This is a genomic window from Streptomyces sp. NPDC087440 (assembly GCF_044744005.1).
Classification (GTDB): Bacteria; Actinomycetota; Actinomycetes; order Streptomycetales; family Streptomycetaceae; genus Streptomyces.
Genome location: NZ_JBIUXN010000032.1, coordinates 35,234 through 52,945, shown reverse-complemented (window position 1 = coordinate 52,945; position 17,712 = coordinate 35,234). Strand labels below are relative to the sequence as shown.

Annotated in this window: 21 protein-coding genes; 16 read left to right on the top strand and 5 right to left on the bottom strand. The window is 71.7% G+C overall.

Going from position 1 to position 17,712, the window contains the following annotated elements; all coding sequences use genetic code 11:
• Positions 1-10 precede the first annotated feature (10 nt).
• Both ACIO3O_RS39680 and ACIO3O_RS39675 read right to left on the bottom strand, forming a co-directional pair.
• Entirely contained in the window at positions 11-133 is a 123-nt protein-coding gene (locus ACIO3O_RS39680; protein WP_401754829.1) for a hypothetical protein, read from the bottom strand.
• A 1-nt stretch (position 134) separates the two neighbouring features.
• Positions 135-1,094 (bottom strand): TIGR03557 family F420-dependent LLM class oxidoreductase, encoded by a 960-nt coding sequence (locus ACIO3O_RS39675; RefSeq protein WP_401754826.1) that lies wholly within the window; start codon positions 1,092-1,094, stop codon positions 135-137.
• Positions 1,095-1,381: 287 nt separating this feature from the next.
• On the opposite strand from ACIO3O_RS39675, the gene ACIO3O_RS39670 reads away from it, so the two are divergent.
• Both ACIO3O_RS39670 and ligD read left to right on the top strand, forming a co-directional pair.
• Positions 1,382-3,253, top strand: coding sequence for a transketolase (locus ACIO3O_RS39670; protein ID WP_401754823.1), 1,872 nt, complete (start codon positions 1,382-1,384; stop codon positions 3,251-3,253).
• Positions 3,250-4,188, top strand: a complete 939-nt coding sequence (ligD, locus tag ACIO3O_RS39665; RefSeq protein WP_401754820.1) for a non-homologous end-joining DNA ligase — start codon at positions 3,250-3,252, stop codon at positions 4,186-4,188. Before ACIO3O_RS39670 ends, ligD begins: the two co-directional genes overlap by 4 nt.
• A 516-nt stretch (positions 4,189-4,704) precedes the next feature.
• On the opposite strand, the gene ACIO3O_RS39660 is transcribed toward ligD, so the two are convergent.
• Positions 4,705-6,159, bottom strand: a complete 1,455-nt coding sequence (locus tag ACIO3O_RS39660) for an MFS transporter (RefSeq protein WP_401754817.1) — start codon at positions 6,157-6,159, stop codon at positions 4,705-4,707.
• 93 nt (positions 6,160-6,252) lie between these two features.
• On the opposite strand from ACIO3O_RS39660, the gene ACIO3O_RS39655 reads away from it, so the two are divergent.
• From ACIO3O_RS39655 to ACIO3O_RS39605, 11 genes are all read left to right on the top strand, one after another.
• The gene (locus ACIO3O_RS39655; protein ID WP_401754814.1) at positions 6,253-6,633 is read left to right on the top strand and encodes a gas vesicle protein; all 381 of its coding nucleotides are present in this window, start codon (positions 6,253-6,255) and stop codon (positions 6,631-6,633) included.
• A gap of 44 nt (positions 6,634-6,677) precedes the next feature.
• Positions 6,678-7,100 carry a gas vesicle structural protein GvpA gene (locus ACIO3O_RS39650; RefSeq protein WP_401754811.1) on the top strand — a complete coding sequence of 141 codons (423 nt, stop codon included), beginning with the start codon at positions 6,678-6,680 and terminating at the stop codon, positions 7,098-7,100.
• Entirely contained in the window at positions 7,097-7,813 is a 717-nt protein-coding gene (locus ACIO3O_RS39645; protein WP_401754808.1) for a GvpL/GvpF family gas vesicle protein, read from the top strand. Before ACIO3O_RS39650 ends, ACIO3O_RS39645 begins: the two co-directional genes overlap by 4 nt.
• Positions 7,814-7,817: 4 nt before the next feature.
• Positions 7,818-8,063, top strand: a complete 246-nt coding sequence (locus tag ACIO3O_RS39640) for a gas vesicle protein GvpG (RefSeq protein ID WP_401754805.1) — start codon at positions 7,818-7,820, stop codon at positions 8,061-8,063.
• The gene (locus ACIO3O_RS39635; protein WP_401754802.1) at positions 8,060-8,752 is read left to right on the top strand and encodes a DNA primase; all 693 of its coding nucleotides are present in this window, start codon (positions 8,060-8,062) and stop codon (positions 8,750-8,752) included. Before ACIO3O_RS39640 ends, ACIO3O_RS39635 begins: the two co-directional genes overlap by 4 nt.
• Positions 8,745-10,010 (top strand): SRPBCC family protein, encoded by a 1,266-nt coding sequence (locus ACIO3O_RS39630; protein ID WP_401754800.1) that lies wholly within the window; start codon positions 8,745-8,747, stop codon positions 10,008-10,010. Before ACIO3O_RS39635 ends, ACIO3O_RS39630 begins: the two co-directional genes overlap by 8 nt.
• Entirely contained in the window at positions 10,007-10,357 is a 351-nt protein-coding gene (locus ACIO3O_RS39625; RefSeq protein WP_401754797.1) for a gas vesicle protein, read from the top strand. The genes ACIO3O_RS39630 and ACIO3O_RS39625 overlap by 4 nt, the downstream gene beginning before the upstream one ends.
• Positions 10,354-11,283: a GvpL/GvpF family gas vesicle protein gene (locus tag ACIO3O_RS39620; protein ID WP_401754795.1), complete on the top strand. Its 930-nt coding sequence runs from the start codon at positions 10,354-10,356 to the stop codon at positions 11,281-11,283. Before ACIO3O_RS39625 ends, ACIO3O_RS39620 begins: the two co-directional genes overlap by 4 nt.
• The gene (locus ACIO3O_RS39615) at positions 11,280-11,495 is read left to right on the top strand and encodes a gas vesicle protein (RefSeq protein WP_380837739.1); all 216 of its coding nucleotides are present in this window, start codon (positions 11,280-11,282) and stop codon (positions 11,493-11,495) included. The genes ACIO3O_RS39620 and ACIO3O_RS39615 overlap by 4 nt, the downstream gene beginning before the upstream one ends.
• 223 nt (positions 11,496-11,718) lie before the next feature.
• Positions 11,719-11,976, top strand: coding sequence for a gas vesicle protein K (locus tag ACIO3O_RS39610; RefSeq protein ID WP_401754930.1), 258 nt, complete (start codon positions 11,719-11,721; stop codon positions 11,974-11,976).
• A 5-nt stretch (positions 11,977-11,981) separates the two neighbouring features.
• The gene (locus tag ACIO3O_RS39605) at positions 11,982-13,058 is read left to right on the top strand and encodes a cation diffusion facilitator family transporter (RefSeq protein ID WP_401754791.1); all 1,077 of its coding nucleotides are present in this window, start codon (positions 11,982-11,984) and stop codon (positions 13,056-13,058) included.
• On the opposite strand, the gene ACIO3O_RS39600 is transcribed toward ACIO3O_RS39605, so the two are convergent.
• Both ACIO3O_RS39600 and ACIO3O_RS39595 read right to left on the bottom strand, forming a co-directional pair.
• Complete coding sequence (locus tag ACIO3O_RS39600) at positions 13,036-14,559, bottom strand: bifunctional phosphatase PAP2/diacylglycerol kinase family protein (protein ID WP_401754789.1); 1,524 nt, start codon at positions 14,557-14,559, stop codon at positions 13,036-13,038. The genes ACIO3O_RS39605 and ACIO3O_RS39600 overlap by 23 nt on opposite strands.
• A gap of 197 nt (positions 14,560-14,756) precedes the next feature.
• Positions 14,757-15,140, bottom strand: coding sequence for a DUF2795 domain-containing protein (locus tag ACIO3O_RS39595; RefSeq protein WP_401754786.1), 384 nt, complete (start codon positions 15,138-15,140; stop codon positions 14,757-14,759).
• 516 nt (positions 15,141-15,656) lie between these two features.
• Between ACIO3O_RS39595 and ACIO3O_RS39590 the strand changes: the two genes are divergently transcribed.
• The 3 genes from ACIO3O_RS39590 (at position 15,657) to ACIO3O_RS39580 (ending at position 17,553) form a co-directional block, all read left to right on the top strand.
• On the top strand, positions 15,657-15,917 hold the full coding sequence (locus tag ACIO3O_RS39590; RefSeq protein ID WP_401754784.1) for a DUF4235 domain-containing protein: 261 nt from the start codon (positions 15,657-15,659) through the stop codon (positions 15,915-15,917).
• A 112-nt stretch (positions 15,918-16,029) separates the two neighbouring features.
• Positions 16,030-16,503, top strand: a complete 474-nt coding sequence (locus ACIO3O_RS39585) for a MarR family winged helix-turn-helix transcriptional regulator (RefSeq protein ID WP_401754781.1) — start codon at positions 16,030-16,032, stop codon at positions 16,501-16,503.
• A 249-nt stretch (positions 16,504-16,752) separates the two neighbouring features.
• Positions 16,753-17,553, top strand: a complete 801-nt coding sequence (locus ACIO3O_RS39580; protein WP_401754778.1) for an RNA polymerase sigma factor SigF — start codon at positions 16,753-16,755, stop codon at positions 17,551-17,553.
• Positions 17,554-17,712: the final 159 nt, after the last annotated feature.

The window sequence follows — 17,712 nt, the reverse complement described above, 5'->3', positions numbered from 1 at the left end:
AGCTCCGGCCTCAGCAGGCGTCGCGGCGGCGCAGGACGACCGACCTGATCCGGGCCAGCAGGTACGCGAGCCGGGTGCGCAGGGTCGGACGCCAGGCGGGGGACGGTTGGTGGGCGACCTGGGTCAGTCTCATCTCAGGGCTCCTGAACCTGGGGGAGGACCTTGGTGCGGTAGAAGTCGAAGAAGCCCCGCTGGTCGGGGCCGATCTGGTTGACGTAGACCCGGTCGAAGCCCGCGTCCGTGTAGGCGCGCAGCCGGCCGACGTGGGCGTCCACGTCGTCGCCGCAGACGACGTTCGCGGCGACCGCCTCCGGGGTGACCAGGGTGGAGATCTGCTCGAAGTGGCGGGGGGTGGGCAGGACTTGGCCCATCTCGCCGGGGAGCTGCTCGCAGGCCCAGAGGCGGTGGGCGGTGCGGACGGCGTCCTCGCGGTCCTGGCCGTAACAGACCTTGAAGCCGCCGCTCACCGGCTTCGCCCCGCCGCCGCCCTTGCGGAAGCGCGTCACCGCGCCCTCGTCGGGCTTCATCGTGATCAGGCCGTCACCGGTGCGGGAGGCCAGCGACATGGCCTTGGGGCCGAAGGCGGAGATGTCGATGGGGACGGGCTCCTCGGGAACCGTGTACAGGCGGGCGTTCTCCAGCCGGTAGTGCTTGCCCTCGTGGCTGACCTCGTTGCCGTCGAAGAGGTTGCGGATCAGCAGGACGGCCTCTTCGAGCATCTCCAGGCGGGTGCGGGCGCTCGGCCAGGGACCGCCCATGATGTGCTCGTTGAGCGCTTCGCCGGACCCCACCCCGAGCCGGAAGCGGCCGCCGAGCTGGACCGCGGCCGTCGCCGCCGCGTGCGCCACCACCGCCGGGTGCATCCGTACGGTCGGACAGGTCACGGCGGTCTGCACCGGCAGCGACACCGCCTGGGACAGCGCGCCGATCACCGACCAGACGAAGGGGCTCTGGCCCTGCTCGTTGTTCCACGGGTGGAAGTGGTCGGAGATCCAGAGGGCCTCGAAACCGGCCTGCTCGGCCATCCGGGCCTGCTCCACCAGCTCGGCCGGGCCGAACTCCTCGCAGCTGAGGAAGTAGCCGAATGCGGTCATGGGGATGTGCCTCCCGACTGTGGGGCGTGCCGTCCGGACGCAGGGAGCGAGTGTCGTACGCGTGTGCGGCTGGTGTCGTAGGTGTGTGCGACACGTACGGTCCGCGCGCCCGCGAGCGGCGTTCGCTTGCCGGGTAACCCGGCAGGACGCCCGGAAACACACCGATCACGGAGTTTGGGCACGCCGGGTGTGGGCACGCGGGACGGGTCCCGGGACCACGGCCCCTCCGCACCCGCGCGCCCCGCACCTCCGGCGGAGCGGCGGGCCAGACCCGTACGAGGAGAAACATGCCCAGCGAAGGACTCTCAGGCCTCTCCGTCGACGAACTCACCGAACTCGGCCAGCAGTTGCGGGTCGACTCCGTGCGCGCCACGGACGCCGCCGGATCGGGGCACGCGACCTCGTCGATGTCCGCCGCGGACCTGGCCGCCGTACTCCTCGCCCACCACCTGCGCTACGACTTCGACCGCCCCGACCACCCCGGCAACGACCACCTGATCCTCTCCAAGGGCCACGCCTCGCCCCTCCTGTACGCCCTCTACCGGGCGGCCGGAGCGATCACCGACGAGGAACTCCTCACCTTCCGCAGCCAGGGCAGCCGCCTGGAGGGCCACCCCACGCCCCGGCTGCCGTGGGTGGACGTGGCGACCGGCTCGCTCGGACAGGGGCTGCCGGTCGGCGTCGGCATGGCGCTCGCGGGCAAGCGGCTGGACCGTATCCCCTACCGGGTGTGGGTGATCAGCGGCGACAGCGAGATGGCCGAGGGCTCGGTGTGGGAGGCCGTGGAGCACGCCGGGTCGGAGGGGCTCGACAACCTCACCCTCATAGTCGACGTCAACCGGCTCGGCCAGCGCGGGCCCACCCGGCACGGCCGCGACCTCGACGCGTACGCCCGGCGGCTGAAGGCGTTCGGCTGGCACACCGTCGAGGTCGACGGGCACGACCCCGCGGCCATCGACCGCGCGTACGCCGAGGCCCGCTCGACCACCGGCCGGCCGACGGCGGTCCTGGCGAGCACCGTCAAGGGCAAGGGTGTCGAGGCCGTCGCCGACCAGGAGGGCAAGCACGGCAAGCCGCTCCCGGACGCGACCGCGGCGATCGCGGAGCTGGGCGGCGTACGGGCCCGGCACGTCGACGTGCACAAGCCGACCGCGGCCCGCACCCTGCACGCGGTGCCCAGCGGCCACCTCGACCTGCCGAGGTTCGACCAGGGCGGCGACCCGGTCGCCACCCGCGACGCGTACGGGCAGGCGCTCGCCGCGCTCGGCTCGGCGCGCGGCGACGTCGTGGCCCTGGACGGCGAGGTCGGCGACTCGACCCGTACCGAATACTTCGCGAAGGACCACGCCGACCGGTACTTCGAGTGCTACATCGCCGAACAGCTCCTCGTCGCGGCGGGCGTCGGCATGCAGGCGCGCGGACACGTCCCGTACGTCTCGACCTTCGCCGCCTTCCTCACCCGCGCCCACGACTTCCTGCGCATGGCCGCGGTCAGCCGCGCGAACCTGAACGTCGTCGGCTCGCACGCGGGCGTCGCCATCGGCGAGGACGGCCCCTCCCAGATGGGCCTCGAAGACCTCGCCATGATGCGCGCCGTCCACGGCAGCACCGTCCTCTATCCCTCGGACGCCAACCAGACCGCGCGGCTCGTCGCCGCGATGGCCGACCTCGACGGCATCCGCTACCTGCGCACCGGACGCGGCAAGGACGCCGTCCTCTACGGCCCCGACGAGGAGTTCCCGATCGGCGGCAGCAAGGTGCTGCGCCGCTCGGACAGCGACCGCCTGACCCTGGTCGCGGCGGGCGCCACGCTGCACGAGTCGCTGGCCGCCGCCGACCTGCTCGCCGCCGACGGCATCCAGGTCCGCGTCATCGACCTGTACTCCGTCAAGCCGGTCGACGCGCCGACGCTGTGGGCGGCGGGCGAGGAGACCGGCTGCCTGGTCACCGTCGAGGACCACCACCCCGAGGGCGGCCTCGGCGACGCGGTCGCCGAGGCGTACGCGGACGGCCGCCCGGTGCCGCGCCTGGTCCGGCTCGCCGTGTCGAACATGCCCGGCTCGGCCAGTCCGGACGAGCAGTTGTACGGGGCCGGGATCGACGCCGAGTCGATCGCGGCGGCGGTCCGGCTGCTGGTGGAGAAGGCGGTGGTGCGGTGACCGGGAGCACCACGGACCCCGACGGGGCGCTGGAGGTGCGGGCCGGGCGGCACACGGTGACCGTGCACCGCCCGGACAAGCTCCTGTTCCCCGACGTCGGGGTCACCAAGGCGGACCTGGCCGCCTACTACCGCCGCATGGCGCTCTTCCTGCTGCCGCAGCTGCGCGACCGGCCGCTGATGCTGGAGCGGCTGCCGGACGGGGTGAAGGGCCCGCGCTTCGTGCAGAAGGACACCCCGGCGGCCTGGCCGGAGTGGGTGCGCAGGGTGCGGGTCGACAAGGAGGGCGGGACGATACGTCACCTGGTCTGCGAGGACAGCGCCACGCTGGTGCACCTCGCGGACCAGGCGTGTCTGAGCCTGCACCGGTGGCTGTCCCGTACGGACCGGCTGCCGTGGCCGGACCGCCTGGTCTTCGACCTGGACCCGCCGGGGGACGACTTCGCGGCGGTGCGGGACGCGGCGCGGTGGCTGGGCGAGCTGCTGGACGAACTCCACCTCTCCTCGGCACCGATGACGACCGGCTCAAAGGGCCTTCACGTGGTCGTCCCCCTGAACGGGCACACCACCTACGACGAATCCCGCTCCTTCGCGAAGGGCGTGGCGGAGGTGCTCGCGGAGCGGCATCCGTCCCGGCTGACGACGGCGGTACGCAAACGGGCCCGGGGCGACCGGCTCTACCTGGACGTCCAGCGCAACGGCTACGCCCAGACGGCGGTGGCCCCGTGGTCGCCCCGGGCCCGGCCGGGGGCGCCGGTGGCGGTGCCGGTCACCTGGGAGCAGGTGTCCTCGCCGGACGTGACGGCGCGCACGTGGTCCCTGGGTGACGTGGACGCCGTCCTGGACCAGGCCCGCCGGAACCCCTGGGAGGGCATCATGCGCCGGGGCCGCGGCCTGGGCCCGGCGCGGCGGCGGCTGGCGGGGATACAGGGCTGAGCGGGGCCCCTTGGGACACGCGTCCGGCGCAGGCGCTTGCCAAGGGGCGGCACCGGGCGGGGCCGGTAGCGGGAGGGGCCGCCCCCTTGCCCGCCCGTCCCGCCCCCGGGGGCGGCCCCGCCGCCCAAGGGGACGGCGGCGGCAAGGGGGCGGCTCCGCCGCCAGGGCTATGGCTGCCCGAAGGGCATGCCATCAGGGGCGCGGGGAACTGCGCGACCAGCCACGACGCACCCGCACGGGACGGGGACCACGACGCACCCGCACGGGACGGGGACCACGACGCACCCGCACGGGACCCGCGCACCCGCCCTCCCTGCACGGGCACCGCATACCTTGCTCGCCCTGCACGGGCACCGCGTACCTTGCTCGCCCTGCACGGGCACCGCGTACCTTGCTCGCCCTGCACGGGCACCGCGCACCCCGCTCGCCCTGCACGGGCACCGCGCACCCCGCCCGCCCTGCACGGGCACCGCGCACCCCCCGCCCGCCCCGCACGGGACCCGCCCGCCCCGCGCCCTAGCGGACCGCACTGAGCGGCTGCGCGATCGACTCCAGCGACTTCCGCTCCGACTTCACGCCCAGGAAGGCCTCCACCACCCCCGCCCCCACCATCAGCGCCGCACCGATGCAGAACGCCAGCGTCGTGTCCGCCGGCTTCCCGCTGCTCACCAGCCCGTTGAAGAGGATCGGCCCGGTGATGCCGCCCAGCGCCGTCCCCACCGCGTAGAAGAACGAGATGCACATCGCCCGCGTCTCCAGCGGAAACACCTCACTCACCGTCAGATACGCCGAACTCGCCCCCGCCGAGGCGAAGAAGAGCACCACGCACCAGCAGGCGGTCATCGTCGTCGCGGTCAGCACCCCGTTCTGGAAGAGCATCGCCGTACCGAACAACAGCACCCCCGACAGGATGTACGTGCCCGCGATCATCGGCACCCGTCCCACCGAGTCGAAGAAGTGCCCCAGGATCAGCGGCCCGAGCAGGTTGCCCACGCAGATCACCGCGAAGTAGTAGGCGGCGGACCCGGTGCCCACCCCGAAGAACTTCTCCAGGATGACCGCGTACCCGAAGGTGATCGAGTTGTAGAGGAACGCCTGCCCGACAAAGAGGGACAGCCCCAGAATCGCCCGCTTGCGGTACTGCGTGAACACCGTCCGGATGATCTCCAGGAAGCCGATCGACCCGCGCTGGCGGACCGTGATCTCCTCCTCGGGCTGCGGCAGCGGCGTCCCCGTCTCGTCGTGGACCTTCTGCTCGACCTCCTTGACGATCCGGTCGGCCTCCTCCTCCTGCCCGTGGACCATCAGCCACCGCGGGCTCTCCGGCACGTGCCGTCGTACGAGAAGGATCACGGCACCCAGCACCACACCGATCCCGAAGGCCAGCCGCCACCCCACGTCCTTGGGGAAGAGGTCCGTGTTCAGCAGCAGCACCGACGCCAGCGCGCCCAGCGCCGCGCCCGCCCAGAACGTGCCGTTGATGATCAGGTCGATGCGACCGCGCAACCGGCTCGGAATGAGCTCGTCGATCGCCGAGTTGATCGCCGCGTATTCACCGCCGATTCCCAGCCCGGTGACGAATCGGCACAGGAAGAAGAACCACGCCGAGCCGGAGAACGCCGTCGCCGCCGTCGCGGCGAGATAGACGGCCAGCGTGATCAGGAAGAGTTTCTTGCGGCCGAAGAGATCGGTGAGGCGGCCGAAGACCAGCGCGCCCACACAGGCGCCCGCCACATAGAGAGCGGCCGCGGTGGTCGTCACCTGCGCGGTGGTGATCTGGATGCCGCTGCCCTCTTCGGCGAGCCGCACGACGATATTGCCGACGATGGTCACTTCCAGGCCATCGAGGATCCACACCGTGCCGAGGCCGATGATGATCCTCCAGTGCCAGGGGGACCACGGGAGGCGGTCCAGCCGCGCCGGAATGCGCGTGCGGACCTCCGGGAACTCTCCGCTGTCTGTTGTTGTCATGGCGCGACGGGTACCCCGCCGTGATTCGAACAACTCTCCCGTCCGGAGGGTTTGCGCCAGACGTGTGCGGTTACCCGGTCCTCCGAGGCAGACATGGCAAATACATCTGAGAACACTTCGAAGAAAACGCAGACCAAGGCCGACGACGCGCCGGAAGAAGCGCCGGAAGAGGCGTCCGAAGAAGCGCCCGAAGAGCAGAGCGAACCGAAGCGGCGGAAAAAGCCGGGTCCGATGCAGATTCTGCGCGCAGCCCGCGAGCAGGTGTCGGAGCTGACCGGAATGCCCGCCGAATCGGTGTCGTCGTTCGAGCAGTCCGAGGACGGCTGGGTGTTGCGCGTGGAGGTGCTCGAACTGGAGCGCGTCCCCGACACCATGAGCCTGCTCGCTTCGTACGAGGTCCAGCTGGACCACGACGGCGAGCTCACCGGATATCGCCGCGTCGGCCGTTACGCGCGCGGACAGGCCGACAAGTAGCAGCACCGGCCCCGCGCACCCAACAGAGAAGGAGACCGGACGACATGTCCGTTGTTCCCGCACAGCAAGGTGGAGGCGGCGGCGGAGGCACCAGTGGCCTCTACGACGTCCTGGAGCTCGTCCTCGACCGGGGGCTCGTGATTGACGCGTTCATCCGTGTGTCCCTGGTCGGCATCGAGATCCTGAAGATCGACATCCGTGTCGTGGTCGCCAGCGTGGACACGTATCTGCGCTTCGCCGAGGCCTGCAACCGCCTCGACCTGGAGACCGGTGCCAAGAAGCCCTCCGGGCTGACCGACATCACCGGCGACATGATGGAGAAGGGCGCGTCCGGCAAGACCAAGGGCGCCCTCTCCGGTGCCGCAGAGACCATATCCGGCGCCTTCCAGGAGGCCCGTGAGAGCAGCACCCAGTCCAAGCCGCGGGCCCGGCGCACCACGACGCGCCGGAAGGAGGAGCAGGAATGAGCACGTACGTCTACGGCATCACCCGGGCGTCGCATCCCGCGCTCCCCGAGCAGATGGGCGGCGTCGGCGACCCGCCGCAGCCCGTCTACGCCATCAAGACCGGTGAACTGACCGCCCTGGTCAGCGAATCGCCGGAGAACCTGCGCCCCAAGCGCCGGGACCTGCTCGCCCACCAGAGCGTGCTGTCCGAGGCGGGCGCACAGGGCGCGGTGCTGCCGATGCGGTTCGGCAGCGTCTCGGAGGACGACGAGACCGTCAAGAACGTCCTCGCCGAGCGCGAGAAGCACTACCTGGAGCGGCTCGACGCCCTGGAGGGCAAGGTCGAGTACAACGTGAAGGCCACCCACGACGAGGAGGCCGTACTCCACCAGGTGCTGGCCACCGACTCCGAGCTGCGCACCCTCAACGAGGCCAACAGGGCCGCCGGGGGCGGCACTTACGAGCAGAAGCTCGCCCTCGGCGAGCGCGTCGTGGCCGCGGTGCAGCAGCGCGAGAAGTCCGACGGGCTGCTGGTCCGCCAGGCCCTCGAAGCCGCCGCCGCCGACACGAACCCCGGACCGGAGTCCACCGGCTGGCTGGCCAACGTGTCCTTCCTCGTCGAACGCGACAAGTCGGCCGACTTCGTCGAGGCCGTCGACGCCCTTCAGCGGGAGGCCCCGCACCTGGTGCTCCAGGTCAACGGCCCGCTGCCCCCGTACAGCTTCGTGGAGTAGCCCCATGGGGCTCCTGGGAGAGCTGCTGATGCTTCCGTTCGCCCCTGTCCGCGGCACCGGTTGGGTGCTGCGGCAGGTGGTCGCGGAGGCGGAGAAGCAGTACTACGACCCGGCGGCCATCCAGGCCGAACTCCGCGCCCTCGAGGAGCGCCTCGAGGCCGGGGAGATCGACGAGGCCGAATTCGACCGCCTGGAGGACTCGCTCCTCGACAGGCTGGAGCAGAAGCAGAAGGGGATGCAAGGACAATGAACAACAGGCTCGGACTGGGGCTCGCCGTGGGCGCGGGCTATCTGCTGGGGCGAACGAAGAAGCTCAAGTTCGCTTTCGCCGTCGGCACGTTCGTCGCGGGCAAGAAGCTGCAGCTGAGCCCGAAGGCGCTGATGGACTTCGCGTCCTCGCAGTTGCAGAACAACCCGCAGTTCAAGGAGATAGGCGACCAGCTCCGCGAGGACATGCGCGGGGTCGGCAAGGCCGCCACCGGCGCGATCATCAACCGCCAACTGAGCGGTCTCGCCGACAAGTTGCACGACCGCACCCTCAACGTCCAGGACAAGGCCGCCGGGATCGTCCCCGACATCACCAGCCTGAAGGACGAGAAGGGCGAGGAGGAGTACGACGAGGAGCCGGAGGCCGAGGAGGAGCGCGAGGAACCGCGCCGCCAGGCCCGTCCTCGTAAGCAGGCTTCCTCCTCCTCTTCAGGCTCCCGTACGACTTCCGGCTCCCGTACCGCCAAGAAGGCGACCGGCAGCGCCCGTTCCACCGGTCAGGGCGCGGCCAAGAAGACCGCCTCGTCCGGCACGGCGAAGAAGGCGACCGGCGGCACGGCCAAGAAGGCCACCGGCGGCGCCCGCAAGACCGCCTCCGGCGCGACCGGCGCCGCCAAGAAGACCGCGGCCCGCAAGACGAGTGCCGCCAAGGGGGGCCAGAACCGTGGCTGACCTCAAGGGCGCGGCCGGCGCGCTGAAGCCGGACCCCGAGATCACCGACCGCCTCAAGCAGGAGGCGCAGGCCTACATGGCCGCGAAGGTCACGAGCATCCTGACCGGCGCGGGCCGCAAGCTGGGCGAGTCCACGAACAAGCTGAACGACATCGCCGAGGGCAACAGTCCCGGCTTCGCCAAGCTGGCCCTGTCCGGCGGCAAGAAGCTCGCGGAGGGCAAGGGCCCGATGCGTACCGCCGTGGAACTCGGAGCCGGCCATGTGAAGGACAAGGTCAAGGACGGTTTCTCCGGCCTGTTCGGCGGCAAGGGCAAGCGCAAGAAGGGCGGCGGGGGCGGCAAGCCCATCGTCATCCTGGAGACCATCGACGTCGGCGTGCCGGTGCGGGTCGCGTACGACCAGTGGACCCGGTACGAGGACTTCTCGACCTTCGCCAAGGGTGTCAAGAGCGCGACCACAGCCGACGACACGTCGTCCGACTGGAAGCTCAAGGTCTTCTGGTCCACCCGCAGCTGGAAGGCGCACACCACCCAGCAGCTGCCCGACCACCGGCTCTCCTGGACCACCGAGGGAGCCAAGGGCACCACCAAGGGCGTCGTCACCTTCCACGCGCTGGGCGACAACCTCACCCGAGTGTGCCTGGTCATGGAGTACTACCCCAAGGGCCTGTTCGAGCGGACCGGCAACATCTGGCGTGCCCAGGGCCGCCGGGCCCGCCTCGACCTGAAGAACTACGCCCGGCACATCTCCATGAAGGGCGAGATCGACGACGGCTGGCGCGGCACCATCGAGGACGGCGAGGTCGTCAAGACCCACGAGGACGCCATCGCCGAGGAGGAAGAGGCCCGCGCCGAGGAAGAGGGCCACGAGGGCGAAGAGGGTCACGAGGGCGACGACGACCGCCCCGAGGGCGAGTACGACGAGGAGTCCGAGGCCGAAGAGGGCGACGAGGAACACGACCCCGAGGCCGAGTACGAGGACGAGGAACTCGACGAGGACGCCGAGGACGAGGACGCGGAGCACGACCCGGAGGCCGAGTACGACGAGGAGGGCGCCGAGGAGGAGGGCGACCCCGAGGCGGAGTACGAGGAGGAGGGCGACCCCGAGGCCGAAGCCGAGTACGAGGACGTCGAGGAAGAGGAAGAAGACCCGGAGGCGGAGTACGAGGACGCCGAACTGGTCGAGGACGACGAGGAGGACGCGGACACGCGCAAGCAGCGTGAGTACGCCGATTCCGGAGACAAGGGCAACCGATGAGCACAGCCGCCAGAATGCCGGACCCGTACGGGTCCGGCGGCGGGGCGAACCTCGCCGACATCCTGGAACGGGTCCTGGACAAGGGCGTCGTCATCGCCGGCGACATCAAGATCAACCTCCTGGACATCGAGCTCCTGACGATCAAGCTCCGGCTGATCGTCGCCTCGGTCGACAAGGCCAAGGAGATGGGCATCGACTGGTGGGAGGACGATCCCTCGCTCTCCTCCGGGGCCAGGCGCCGCGAGATCGCCGAGGAGAACGAACGCCTGAAGCGTCGCATCGCCGATCTGGAAGCCTCCGCTCCGGAGCTTGAAAGGGCGAAGGACGGGCAAGCAGAACAGGCATGACAGACATGACAGGCAACACGAACAGCACCGGCGGGTCCGGACAGCCCGGCGCGTCCGATCGGCCGGGGCAGCCCGGCCCCCTGGGCCCCGACGAGACGTTCCAGGACGTGTCGGGGCCCGCGGAACTCCGCTACGTCTACGCCGTGACCCGCCCCTTCGAGGGAGTCCTCCCCGAAGAGGGCGGGCGCGGTCTGGACGGGGAACCGCCCCGCCTCCTGCACCACGACGGCCTGGTCGCCGTGGTCAGCTCCGTCCCCGCCGCCGACTTCGACGAGGCGCCGCTCAAGGCCCACCTCGAAGACCTCGACTGGCTGGCCGGCACCGCCCGCACCCACCAGGCCGTCGTCACCGCGCTGACCGCCGTCACGACGCCGCTCCCGCTGCGCCTGGCGACGCTGTGCCGGGACGACGACGGGGTGCGGCGGCTCCTGACGGACGGGCGGGACCGTTTCGTACGAGCGCTGGAGCGGCTGGACGGGCGGGTCGAGTGGGGAGTGAAGGTGTACGCCGACGCCGCCCCCAGGAAGCCCGCCGCACCGGCCGCCCCGCCGTCCCCCGACAAGCCCGGCGCCGGACGCAGCTACCTCCAGCAGCGGCTCGCCCAGAAGCGCAGCCGCGAGACGGAGTCCCGCAACGCCGACGCGCTCTGCCGCACGCTGCACACGGAGCTCTCCGGGACCGCCGAGGCGGCCCTGCTGCACCGGCTCCAGGACGGCCGCATCTCCGGCCGCACCGGGCAGAACGTGCTCAACGCCGCCTACCTGGTGCCGCGCGCCGACAGCGAGGCGTTCGTGGAGCAGGTGCAGGCGCTCTCCCCCGAGGAGGGCGGCGGCGTCACCGTCGAACTCACCGGCCCGTGGGCCCCGTACTCCTTCACCGGAATCGGCGACGACGACAGCGCGTCACGAGAAGGCGGTACGGCATGACGCACTACACCGACGACCACGACATAGACGCCCTCGCCCAGCGCGAGATCGCCCTGGTCGACCTGCTCGACCGGCTGCTGGGCGGGGGAGTGGTGCTCTCCGGCGACCTGACGCTGCGGATCGCGGACGTCGATCTCGTACGCATCGACCTCAACGCCCTCATCAGCTCGGTCAGCGAGAACGTCCCCTCGCCCTTCGAGGACATGAACTGACATGAAGAAGAAGGGAGTTGCCGTGACCGACGACCGCCTCGACCGCATCGCCGAATCGATCGACCAGATCACCGACATACCCGGCACCACCACCAGCGCCGAGTTCGCCACCGCCGACCTGGACGAGGCGGTGGCCACCGGCAAGGCAGGCAACATCAGCCTCGGCTCCACCGGCGCCGCCCCGGCGACCACCGGCGACGAGGCCCGCCGCAAGCAGGTCGAGCTGGACGCCGACACCGTCGAGCGCGACCTCGCCAAGCTGGTGTTGACCGTCGTCGAGCTGCTCCGCCAGCTCATGGAGCGCCAGGCGCTGCGCCGGGTGGACACCGGCGAACTCACCGAGGACCAGGAGGAGCGGATCGGCATGACGCTGATGCTGCTGGAGGACCGGATGGACATCCTCCGGGACAAGTTCGGCCTGAAGCCCGAGGACCTCAACATCGACCTGGGGCCCCTCGGACCCCTCCTGCCCCGGAACTGACGCCGGTGACCGACAACAAGCCCGCGCCCAGCGGGTCCGACAGCGGGTCCGAGAGCAAGGCCGACAGCAAGGCCGACAGCAAGGCCGACAGCAAGGCCGAGAACGGCGCCGAGAGCAGCGCCGACCGCAAGACCCGCATCACGATCCTGGTGGCCCTCGGCGCCAACCTGCTCATCGCCGCCGCCAAGGCCGTCGGCGGCCTCCTGGCGTCCTCGCCCGCCCTGCTGTCCGAGGCGGCGCACTCCGTCGCCGACAGCATCAACGAGGTCTTCCTGCTGGCCGCGCTGCGCCGCAGCCGCCGCCCCGCCGACCGCCAGCACCCCTTCGGCTACGGCAAGGAGCGCTACTTCTGGTCGCTGCTCGCCGCCGTCGGCATCTTTGTGCTCGGCGCCGGATTCTCCTTCTTCCAGGGCGTCGAGGCCCTGGTCAAGCCGCCCGAGCCGGAGGCCACCAGCGGTTACGTCGCCGGGCTGATCGTCCTGTTCGTGGCGCTCGTCGCCGAGGGCACCTCGCTGGTGCGCGCCCTGTGGCAGGTCCGCAAGCAGCCCGGCAAGGGGCTCGGCAAGGACCCGGCCCTGCGCACCGTCGTCGCCGAGGACTCCACGGCGGTCGTCGGCGTCCTGGTCGCCATGGCCGGAATGGTCGCCCACATGGTCACCGGTCAGGTCGCGTACGAGGCCGCCGCCTCCCTCACCATCGGCCTGCTCCTGGTGTACGTGGCCTACCGCCTGGGCTCCGACGCCCGCGCCCAGCTCATCGGCGAGGCCGTCGACCCGGAACTGCGCGACGGCATCCGCGACCTGCTGGACGAGCAGCCGGAGATCGACCGGGTCGCCTCCCTGCTCACCATGCGGCTCGGCATGGAGTCGACCCTCGTCGCGGCCCGCATCGACCTGATGCCCGGCCTGGACAGCGAGCGCATCGAGCTGGTCTCCGAGCGCATCAAGTCGCACATACGCAAGACCTGGCCGGAGGCCGACCAGGTCTTCCTCGACGTGACCGAGGCCCCCACGGACGAGGACGCCGACGGCGAACTCGTCCCCGGGGACCGGTCCGGAACTACAGAGCCGTCTGCACGGTAGGCAGCGGCCGGTACACCGTGAGCGCCTCGTCCGCCTTGTCGATCGTGAAGGCGGGCGGGGCCTCGGTCACCTCACCGTCGAACGCCAGCGGCGTCCCCGGCTCAAGGCCCGCGATCCGCACCCGCCGCATCCGGCCCGCCGCGTGGAACGGCGAGCGGCTCAGCGGCCCCGACAGCGCCGCCAGGACGAGCCGCAGCCCCGGCAGCCGCCCGCCGTGCACCACCCGCACGTCGAGCAGCCCGTCCGCGAGGTCGAAGCGGCGGCCCGGGGTCGGGCCCATCCGCTGGTACAGGCCGTTCCCGGCGAACAGCATCCACATCCCGCGCTTCTTGCCGCGCACCTCTGCCTTCAACGGCCTTTCCCTGCGCAGCACTTCGTAGGCGGCGAGCACCCCGGCGGGCCAGCCGCCGATGCGCGGCGACCAGTGCTCGCGGATGCGGACCATCTCCGGGTAGACGCCCAGGCTGAAGGTGTTCAGGAAGTAGCCGGGAGCACCGTCCGGGTTCGGCCCCGGGGTGAACCGCCCCAGGTCCACCTTCACGGCGTCGCCCGCCTCCACCGCCCGGCAGGTGTCCTGCACGGTCTCGATGTTCAGGTCGTACGCGAAGTGGTTGAGGGTGCCGCCGGGGAACACGGCGAGCGGGACCCCGGCCTTGGCGGCGGCCACCGCCGCACGGTTCACCGTGCCGTCGCCGCCGCACACGCCCAGCGCCCGGCCCTGCTCGACGGCCTTGTCCAGCTCGGCGCACAGGTCGGCGGGGTCGACCTCGCGGACCTCCGCCTCGGGCAGGGCGTCGCGTACGAGAGCGGCCTTGGCGGCGGCGCTGCCGGACGCCCTGTTGACGACGACCACCAGGTCCCGGCCCGCGGGCAGCTTGGGCGCGTCGGTGTGCGGGCGGCCGGGGGAGGGGAGCTGGTCACGGGTCGGTACCAGCCCGCGTACGGCGAAGGCCGCCCCCACCCCGACGGCCGCCCCCACCAGCACGTCGCTGGGGAAGTGCACCCCGGTGTACACCCGGGACAGTGCGACGGCCGCCGCGACGGGCGCGACGGCGGCCCCCCACCCCTTGGACTCCAGTGCCACACCGGCGGCGAACGCGGCGGCCGACGCGGAGTGCCCGGAGGGGAAGGAGGTGGTGACCGGCTGCCGTTTCAGCTGCCGAATCACCGGTACGGAATCCAGTACGGGCCGGATGCGCCGCACCGAGCGCTTGCCGACCGTGTTGACGGTCGCGGAGGCGAGTGCCAGGGAGGCCACTCCGCGCACGGCGGCGCGCCGCGAGCGGGTGCTGCCGCCGAACGCGGCGATGCCCGCCGCCGCGCCGAACCACAGCAGCCCGTGATTGGCGCTGCGGCTCAGCCGGGGCAGGACGTGGTCGGCGCCGGGCCAGTGGCGGGTGGCGACGGCTCGGAAGACGGCGTGGTCCCGGGCGGTGAGCCAGTCGGCGATGCGGCCGGGCGCGCGGGACGGGACGGGAACATGCGCAATGGGGTCGGACATGGCACCCGGTTACCCTGCTCAGCCCCTCCGAACCGATCTCCCACCCGGGGGTGCGTCACCCCTGGACGCGCGAAACCGGACCGAGGCATCCGGAGAAGCCTCGGCCCGGCCCTGAGGCGGTGACCGCCCGCGTCGGGCGGAGCCCGCCGGAGGGGATGCCCGCGTCAGGCGGAGCCCGGCGGTGGGTGACGCCCGCGTCAGGCGGAGCCCGCCGGGACGGCCGCCACCGCCACCTCCTGGATGGTGGTGAAGACCGCCCCCTCCGGCAGTGCGGCGACCCGCTCGCACAGCGGGTCCGGCGCGTTGTCGTGCCGCAGCATCGACACCACCGCGTCCCGGTCCGCCGGGAACTGGCTGCGTCCCAGGTGCCGCGCCAGTTCGAAGCGCACCTTCTCGAACTCGCCCGTCGGCCCCGGCCGGGGCGCCATGCCCGAGGCCAGCTCCGGATCGTCGTCCGCGACCGGCTCGGGGTCGTGCCACTCCTCGGTCCTGGTCGGGTGACCGGACCGCAGCAGTCCTTGCAGCTCGTGCTTCATCTCGTCGTCCTGCCTGCGGCTGACGCGGTCGCTGCCTCGCTGCATGAATGCATCACTCCAAGCTCTTTCGGGGGTCCCGGGCTGGTACCCGACACACGGCCCCCAAACATCCCGCCCGCACCGGAATGCCCCGCTCCGTCAACTGCCTTGGGCGGCGGGGGGTTTGGGAGGGCCGAGCCGGGGGACTCGAACGGCGGCCGCAAGGCCACCTTGGGATAGGGATGGGCTCCGGGCGCGGGCCCCGCAACCGTCAGGGACGGCGTGTGCGGGACCGCGCCCGGAGTGGGTTCCCGCTTCCGAGGCCCTGAGAGCACCGGTTCCGGCCGTCCCCGCCCCGCCGTGTTTAGGGCCTGTGGCCCGGGTCACCCGCACCCCACAGGCCCGTACCCATTCCACGGAAGGACGGGGCCATGGCGTTGCTGGCGGTGCTGCTGCCCGTATTCATGCTCGGAGCGATACTCGCGCTCGGAGCCTACGAGGACGTACTGCTCCCCCCGCCCCCTGCGGGTCCGGAGCGCGAACCGATATCCCTGGACGCGATTCCTGGGGGGAAGGCCTGACATGGGCAAAGTGCTCTACAAGCCACTGGGACTGATCTTCGGCATGGCGGGCGGCATGCTCGCCGGACTTGCCTTCCGCAAGACCTGGAAGGCGGTCACCGGGGAGGACGACGCCCCCGACGGGCTGGACCAGGACCGCCCGTGGCGGGAGATCCTGCCCGCCGTCGCCCTGGAAGGGGCCATCTTCGCCGTCGTCCGTACGTCGGTGGAGCGCGGCGGCGCCACCGCCGTGCGCAAGCTCACCGGGTACTGGCCGGGCTGAGCGCCCGACGCGCCCGCGGGGAGGGCCCGGGCGGCACGTGCCGCCCGTTCCCCCGCGGTGAGCGGGGACAGCGACGCGGACGCGAGCGGGGGCGACAGTATCGTGACCCGTCATGGACGTCCGAAGAGCCGCAGCCGCCCCGTCCGCCCCCCAGGACCCGGCGGACGACATCCGTGCACAACTGCGCGAGCTGACCCTGCGGCAGCAGCGCTTCGAGCGCTTCCTCGGCCGCCGGCTCCACGTCGACCCGGCCGGACTCGCCGTCATGGACCACCTGGTCAACGTCGCCCCCACCACCCCCAGTGAACTCGCCCGTCACCTCGGCACCTCCACCGCCGCCATGACCCTGGTCATCGACCGGCTCGCCGCCGGAGGCCATGTGCGCCGCGAGCCCCACCCCACCGACCGCCGCAAGGTCGTGGTCGTCCCCGCCGAGGAATGGCCGGACACCGCCTTCGCGTACGTCGCCCCGCTCGTCGCGGGCATCACCGCCGCCACCGACGAGCTGGCCCCGGACGAGCGTGCGGTGGTCGCACGTTTCCTCGCGCGCGCGGTCGCCGCGTACGACACGGCGACCCCCTCCTGACCCTCTGCCTCCCGGCTTCCCCGCGCCCGGTGTGCCGCGCGTCACAGATCCAAGTGCGCCCCGTTTGCCGCGAGGACGCCAGGGCAGGCGAACCCTGTGCTTCGGACCGGAGGCACGTCCGTGGGAGCGGTGGACAGTGCTCCGGACGTGTGTCCGAGCGATGGGCGCGCATCCGGAACCGGCCCCCTCTGCTCCCCACGGTGACACCCATCCGTCTGCACCGTGACAGAGGTTCCAGGGAGCAATCCGATGCGCACTCAGACTCCGCGCACCCGTTCGCGCCACCCGCACGACGACGCACCCGACACCACCGAGGCCTTCCGGCGGCTCGCCGACCTGCCGGACGGCCACGAACGCGACGTGATCCGGCAGGAGATCGTCAACGCGTGGCTGCCGATGGCGGAGCGGCTGGCGGGCCGGTTCCGCAACCGCGGGGAGTCGCTGGAGGACCTGCGCCAAGTGGCCGCCCTCGGGCTGGTGAAGGCCGTCGACCGGTACGACCCGGAGCACGGCGCGGTGTTCGAGTCCTTCGCCGTGCCGACCATCACCGGTGAGATCAAACGGCACTTCCGCGACCACATGTGGACCCTGCACGTCCCGCGCCGCGTCCAGGACCTGCGCAACCGGGTCCGCACCGCGCACCAGGAACTCGCCCAGACGATGGTGGGCCGCTCCCCGACGGTCGCCGAGATCGCCGCCCAGGCCAAGATGACCGAGGAGGAGGCGCTCGCCGGGCTCGAAGCCCTCGACTCCTTCACCGCGCTGTCCCTGGACGCCGAACTCCCGGGCAGCGACGACGGCTACTCGCTGGTCGACGCGATAGGCGGACCCGATCCCGCGCTGGACGTGATCGTCGACCGGGAGGCCATCAAGCCCGGGCTGCGCAGGCTGCCCGAGCGGGAGAAGAGGATCCTCTACATGCGGTTCTTCCGCGACATGACGCAGAGCAGCATCGCCGAGGACCTCGGCCTCTCGCAGATGCACGTGTCACGTCTGATCACCCGGTGCTGCACCCAACTGCGGGCGCAGGCACTGAAGGAAGCCGCCTGAGACGACCCGACGCCCCCCTGTGCGCGGTGGGTGGGCGCGGCCCCGGGCGCCCGCCCCCCCCCCCCCACCCCCCCCCCCCCGTTAAACAGGGTACCGCGGTTACCACCCGAAACCCGGGCGTGGGACCGGGCCGCCAAACCCCCGGCCCCCCCGCGCCGG

Excerpts from the sequence above, each read along its gene's own strand:
- ACIO3O_RS39620 (WP_401754795.1), top strand. The coding sequence starts at position 10,354 with ATGACAGACATGACAGGCAACACGAACAGCACCGGCGGGTCCGGACAG.
- ACIO3O_RS39660 (WP_401754817.1), bottom strand. The coding sequence starts at position 6,159 with ATGACAACAACAGACAGCGGAGAGTTCCCGGAGGTCCGCACGCGCATT.
- ACIO3O_RS39585 (WP_401754781.1), top strand. The coding sequence starts at position 16,030 with ATGGACGTCCGAAGAGCCGCAGCCGCCCCGTCCGCCCCCCAGGACCCG.
- ACIO3O_RS39645 (WP_401754808.1), top strand. The coding sequence starts at position 7,097 with ATGAGCACGTACGTCTACGGCATCACCCGGGCGTCGCATCCCGCGCTC.
- ACIO3O_RS39635 (WP_401754802.1), top strand. The coding sequence starts at position 8,060 with ATGAACAACAGGCTCGGACTGGGGCTCGCCGTGGGCGCGGGCTATCTG.
- ACIO3O_RS39600 (WP_401754789.1), bottom strand. The coding sequence starts at position 14,559 with ATGTCCGACCCCATTGCGCATGTTCCCGTCCCGTCCCGCGCGCCCGGC.
- ACIO3O_RS39580 (WP_401754778.1), top strand. The coding sequence starts at position 16,753 with ATGCGCACTCAGACTCCGCGCACCCGTTCGCGCCACCCGCACGACGAC.
- ACIO3O_RS39655 (WP_401754814.1), top strand. The coding sequence starts at position 6,253 with ATGGCAAATACATCTGAGAACACTTCGAAGAAAACGCAGACCAAGGCC.
- ACIO3O_RS39590 (WP_401754784.1), top strand. The coding sequence starts at position 15,657 with ATGGGCAAAGTGCTCTACAAGCCACTGGGACTGATCTTCGGCATGGCG.
- ACIO3O_RS39640 (WP_401754805.1), top strand. The coding sequence starts at position 7,818 with ATGGGGCTCCTGGGAGAGCTGCTGATGCTTCCGTTCGCCCCTGTCCGC.
- ACIO3O_RS39595 (WP_401754786.1), bottom strand. The coding sequence starts at position 15,140 with ATGCAGCGAGGCAGCGACCGCGTCAGCCGCAGGCAGGACGACGAGATG.
- ACIO3O_RS39675 (WP_401754826.1), bottom strand. The coding sequence starts at position 1,094 with ATGACCGCATTCGGCTACTTCCTCAGCTGCGAGGAGTTCGGCCCGGCC.
- ACIO3O_RS39670 (WP_401754823.1), top strand. The coding sequence starts at position 1,382 with ATGCCCAGCGAAGGACTCTCAGGCCTCTCCGTCGACGAACTCACCGAA.
- ACIO3O_RS39680 (WP_401754829.1), bottom strand. The coding sequence starts at position 133 with ATGAGACTGACCCAGGTCGCCCACCAACCGTCCCCCGCCTGGCGTCCG.
- ACIO3O_RS39615 (WP_380837739.1), top strand. The coding sequence starts at position 11,280 with ATGACGCACTACACCGACGACCACGACATAGACGCCCTCGCCCAGCGC.
- ACIO3O_RS39625 (WP_401754797.1), top strand. The coding sequence starts at position 10,007 with ATGAGCACAGCCGCCAGAATGCCGGACCCGTACGGGTCCGGCGGCGGG.
- ACIO3O_RS39650 (WP_401754811.1), top strand. The coding sequence starts at position 6,678 with ATGTCCGTTGTTCCCGCACAGCAAGGTGGAGGCGGCGGCGGAGGCACC.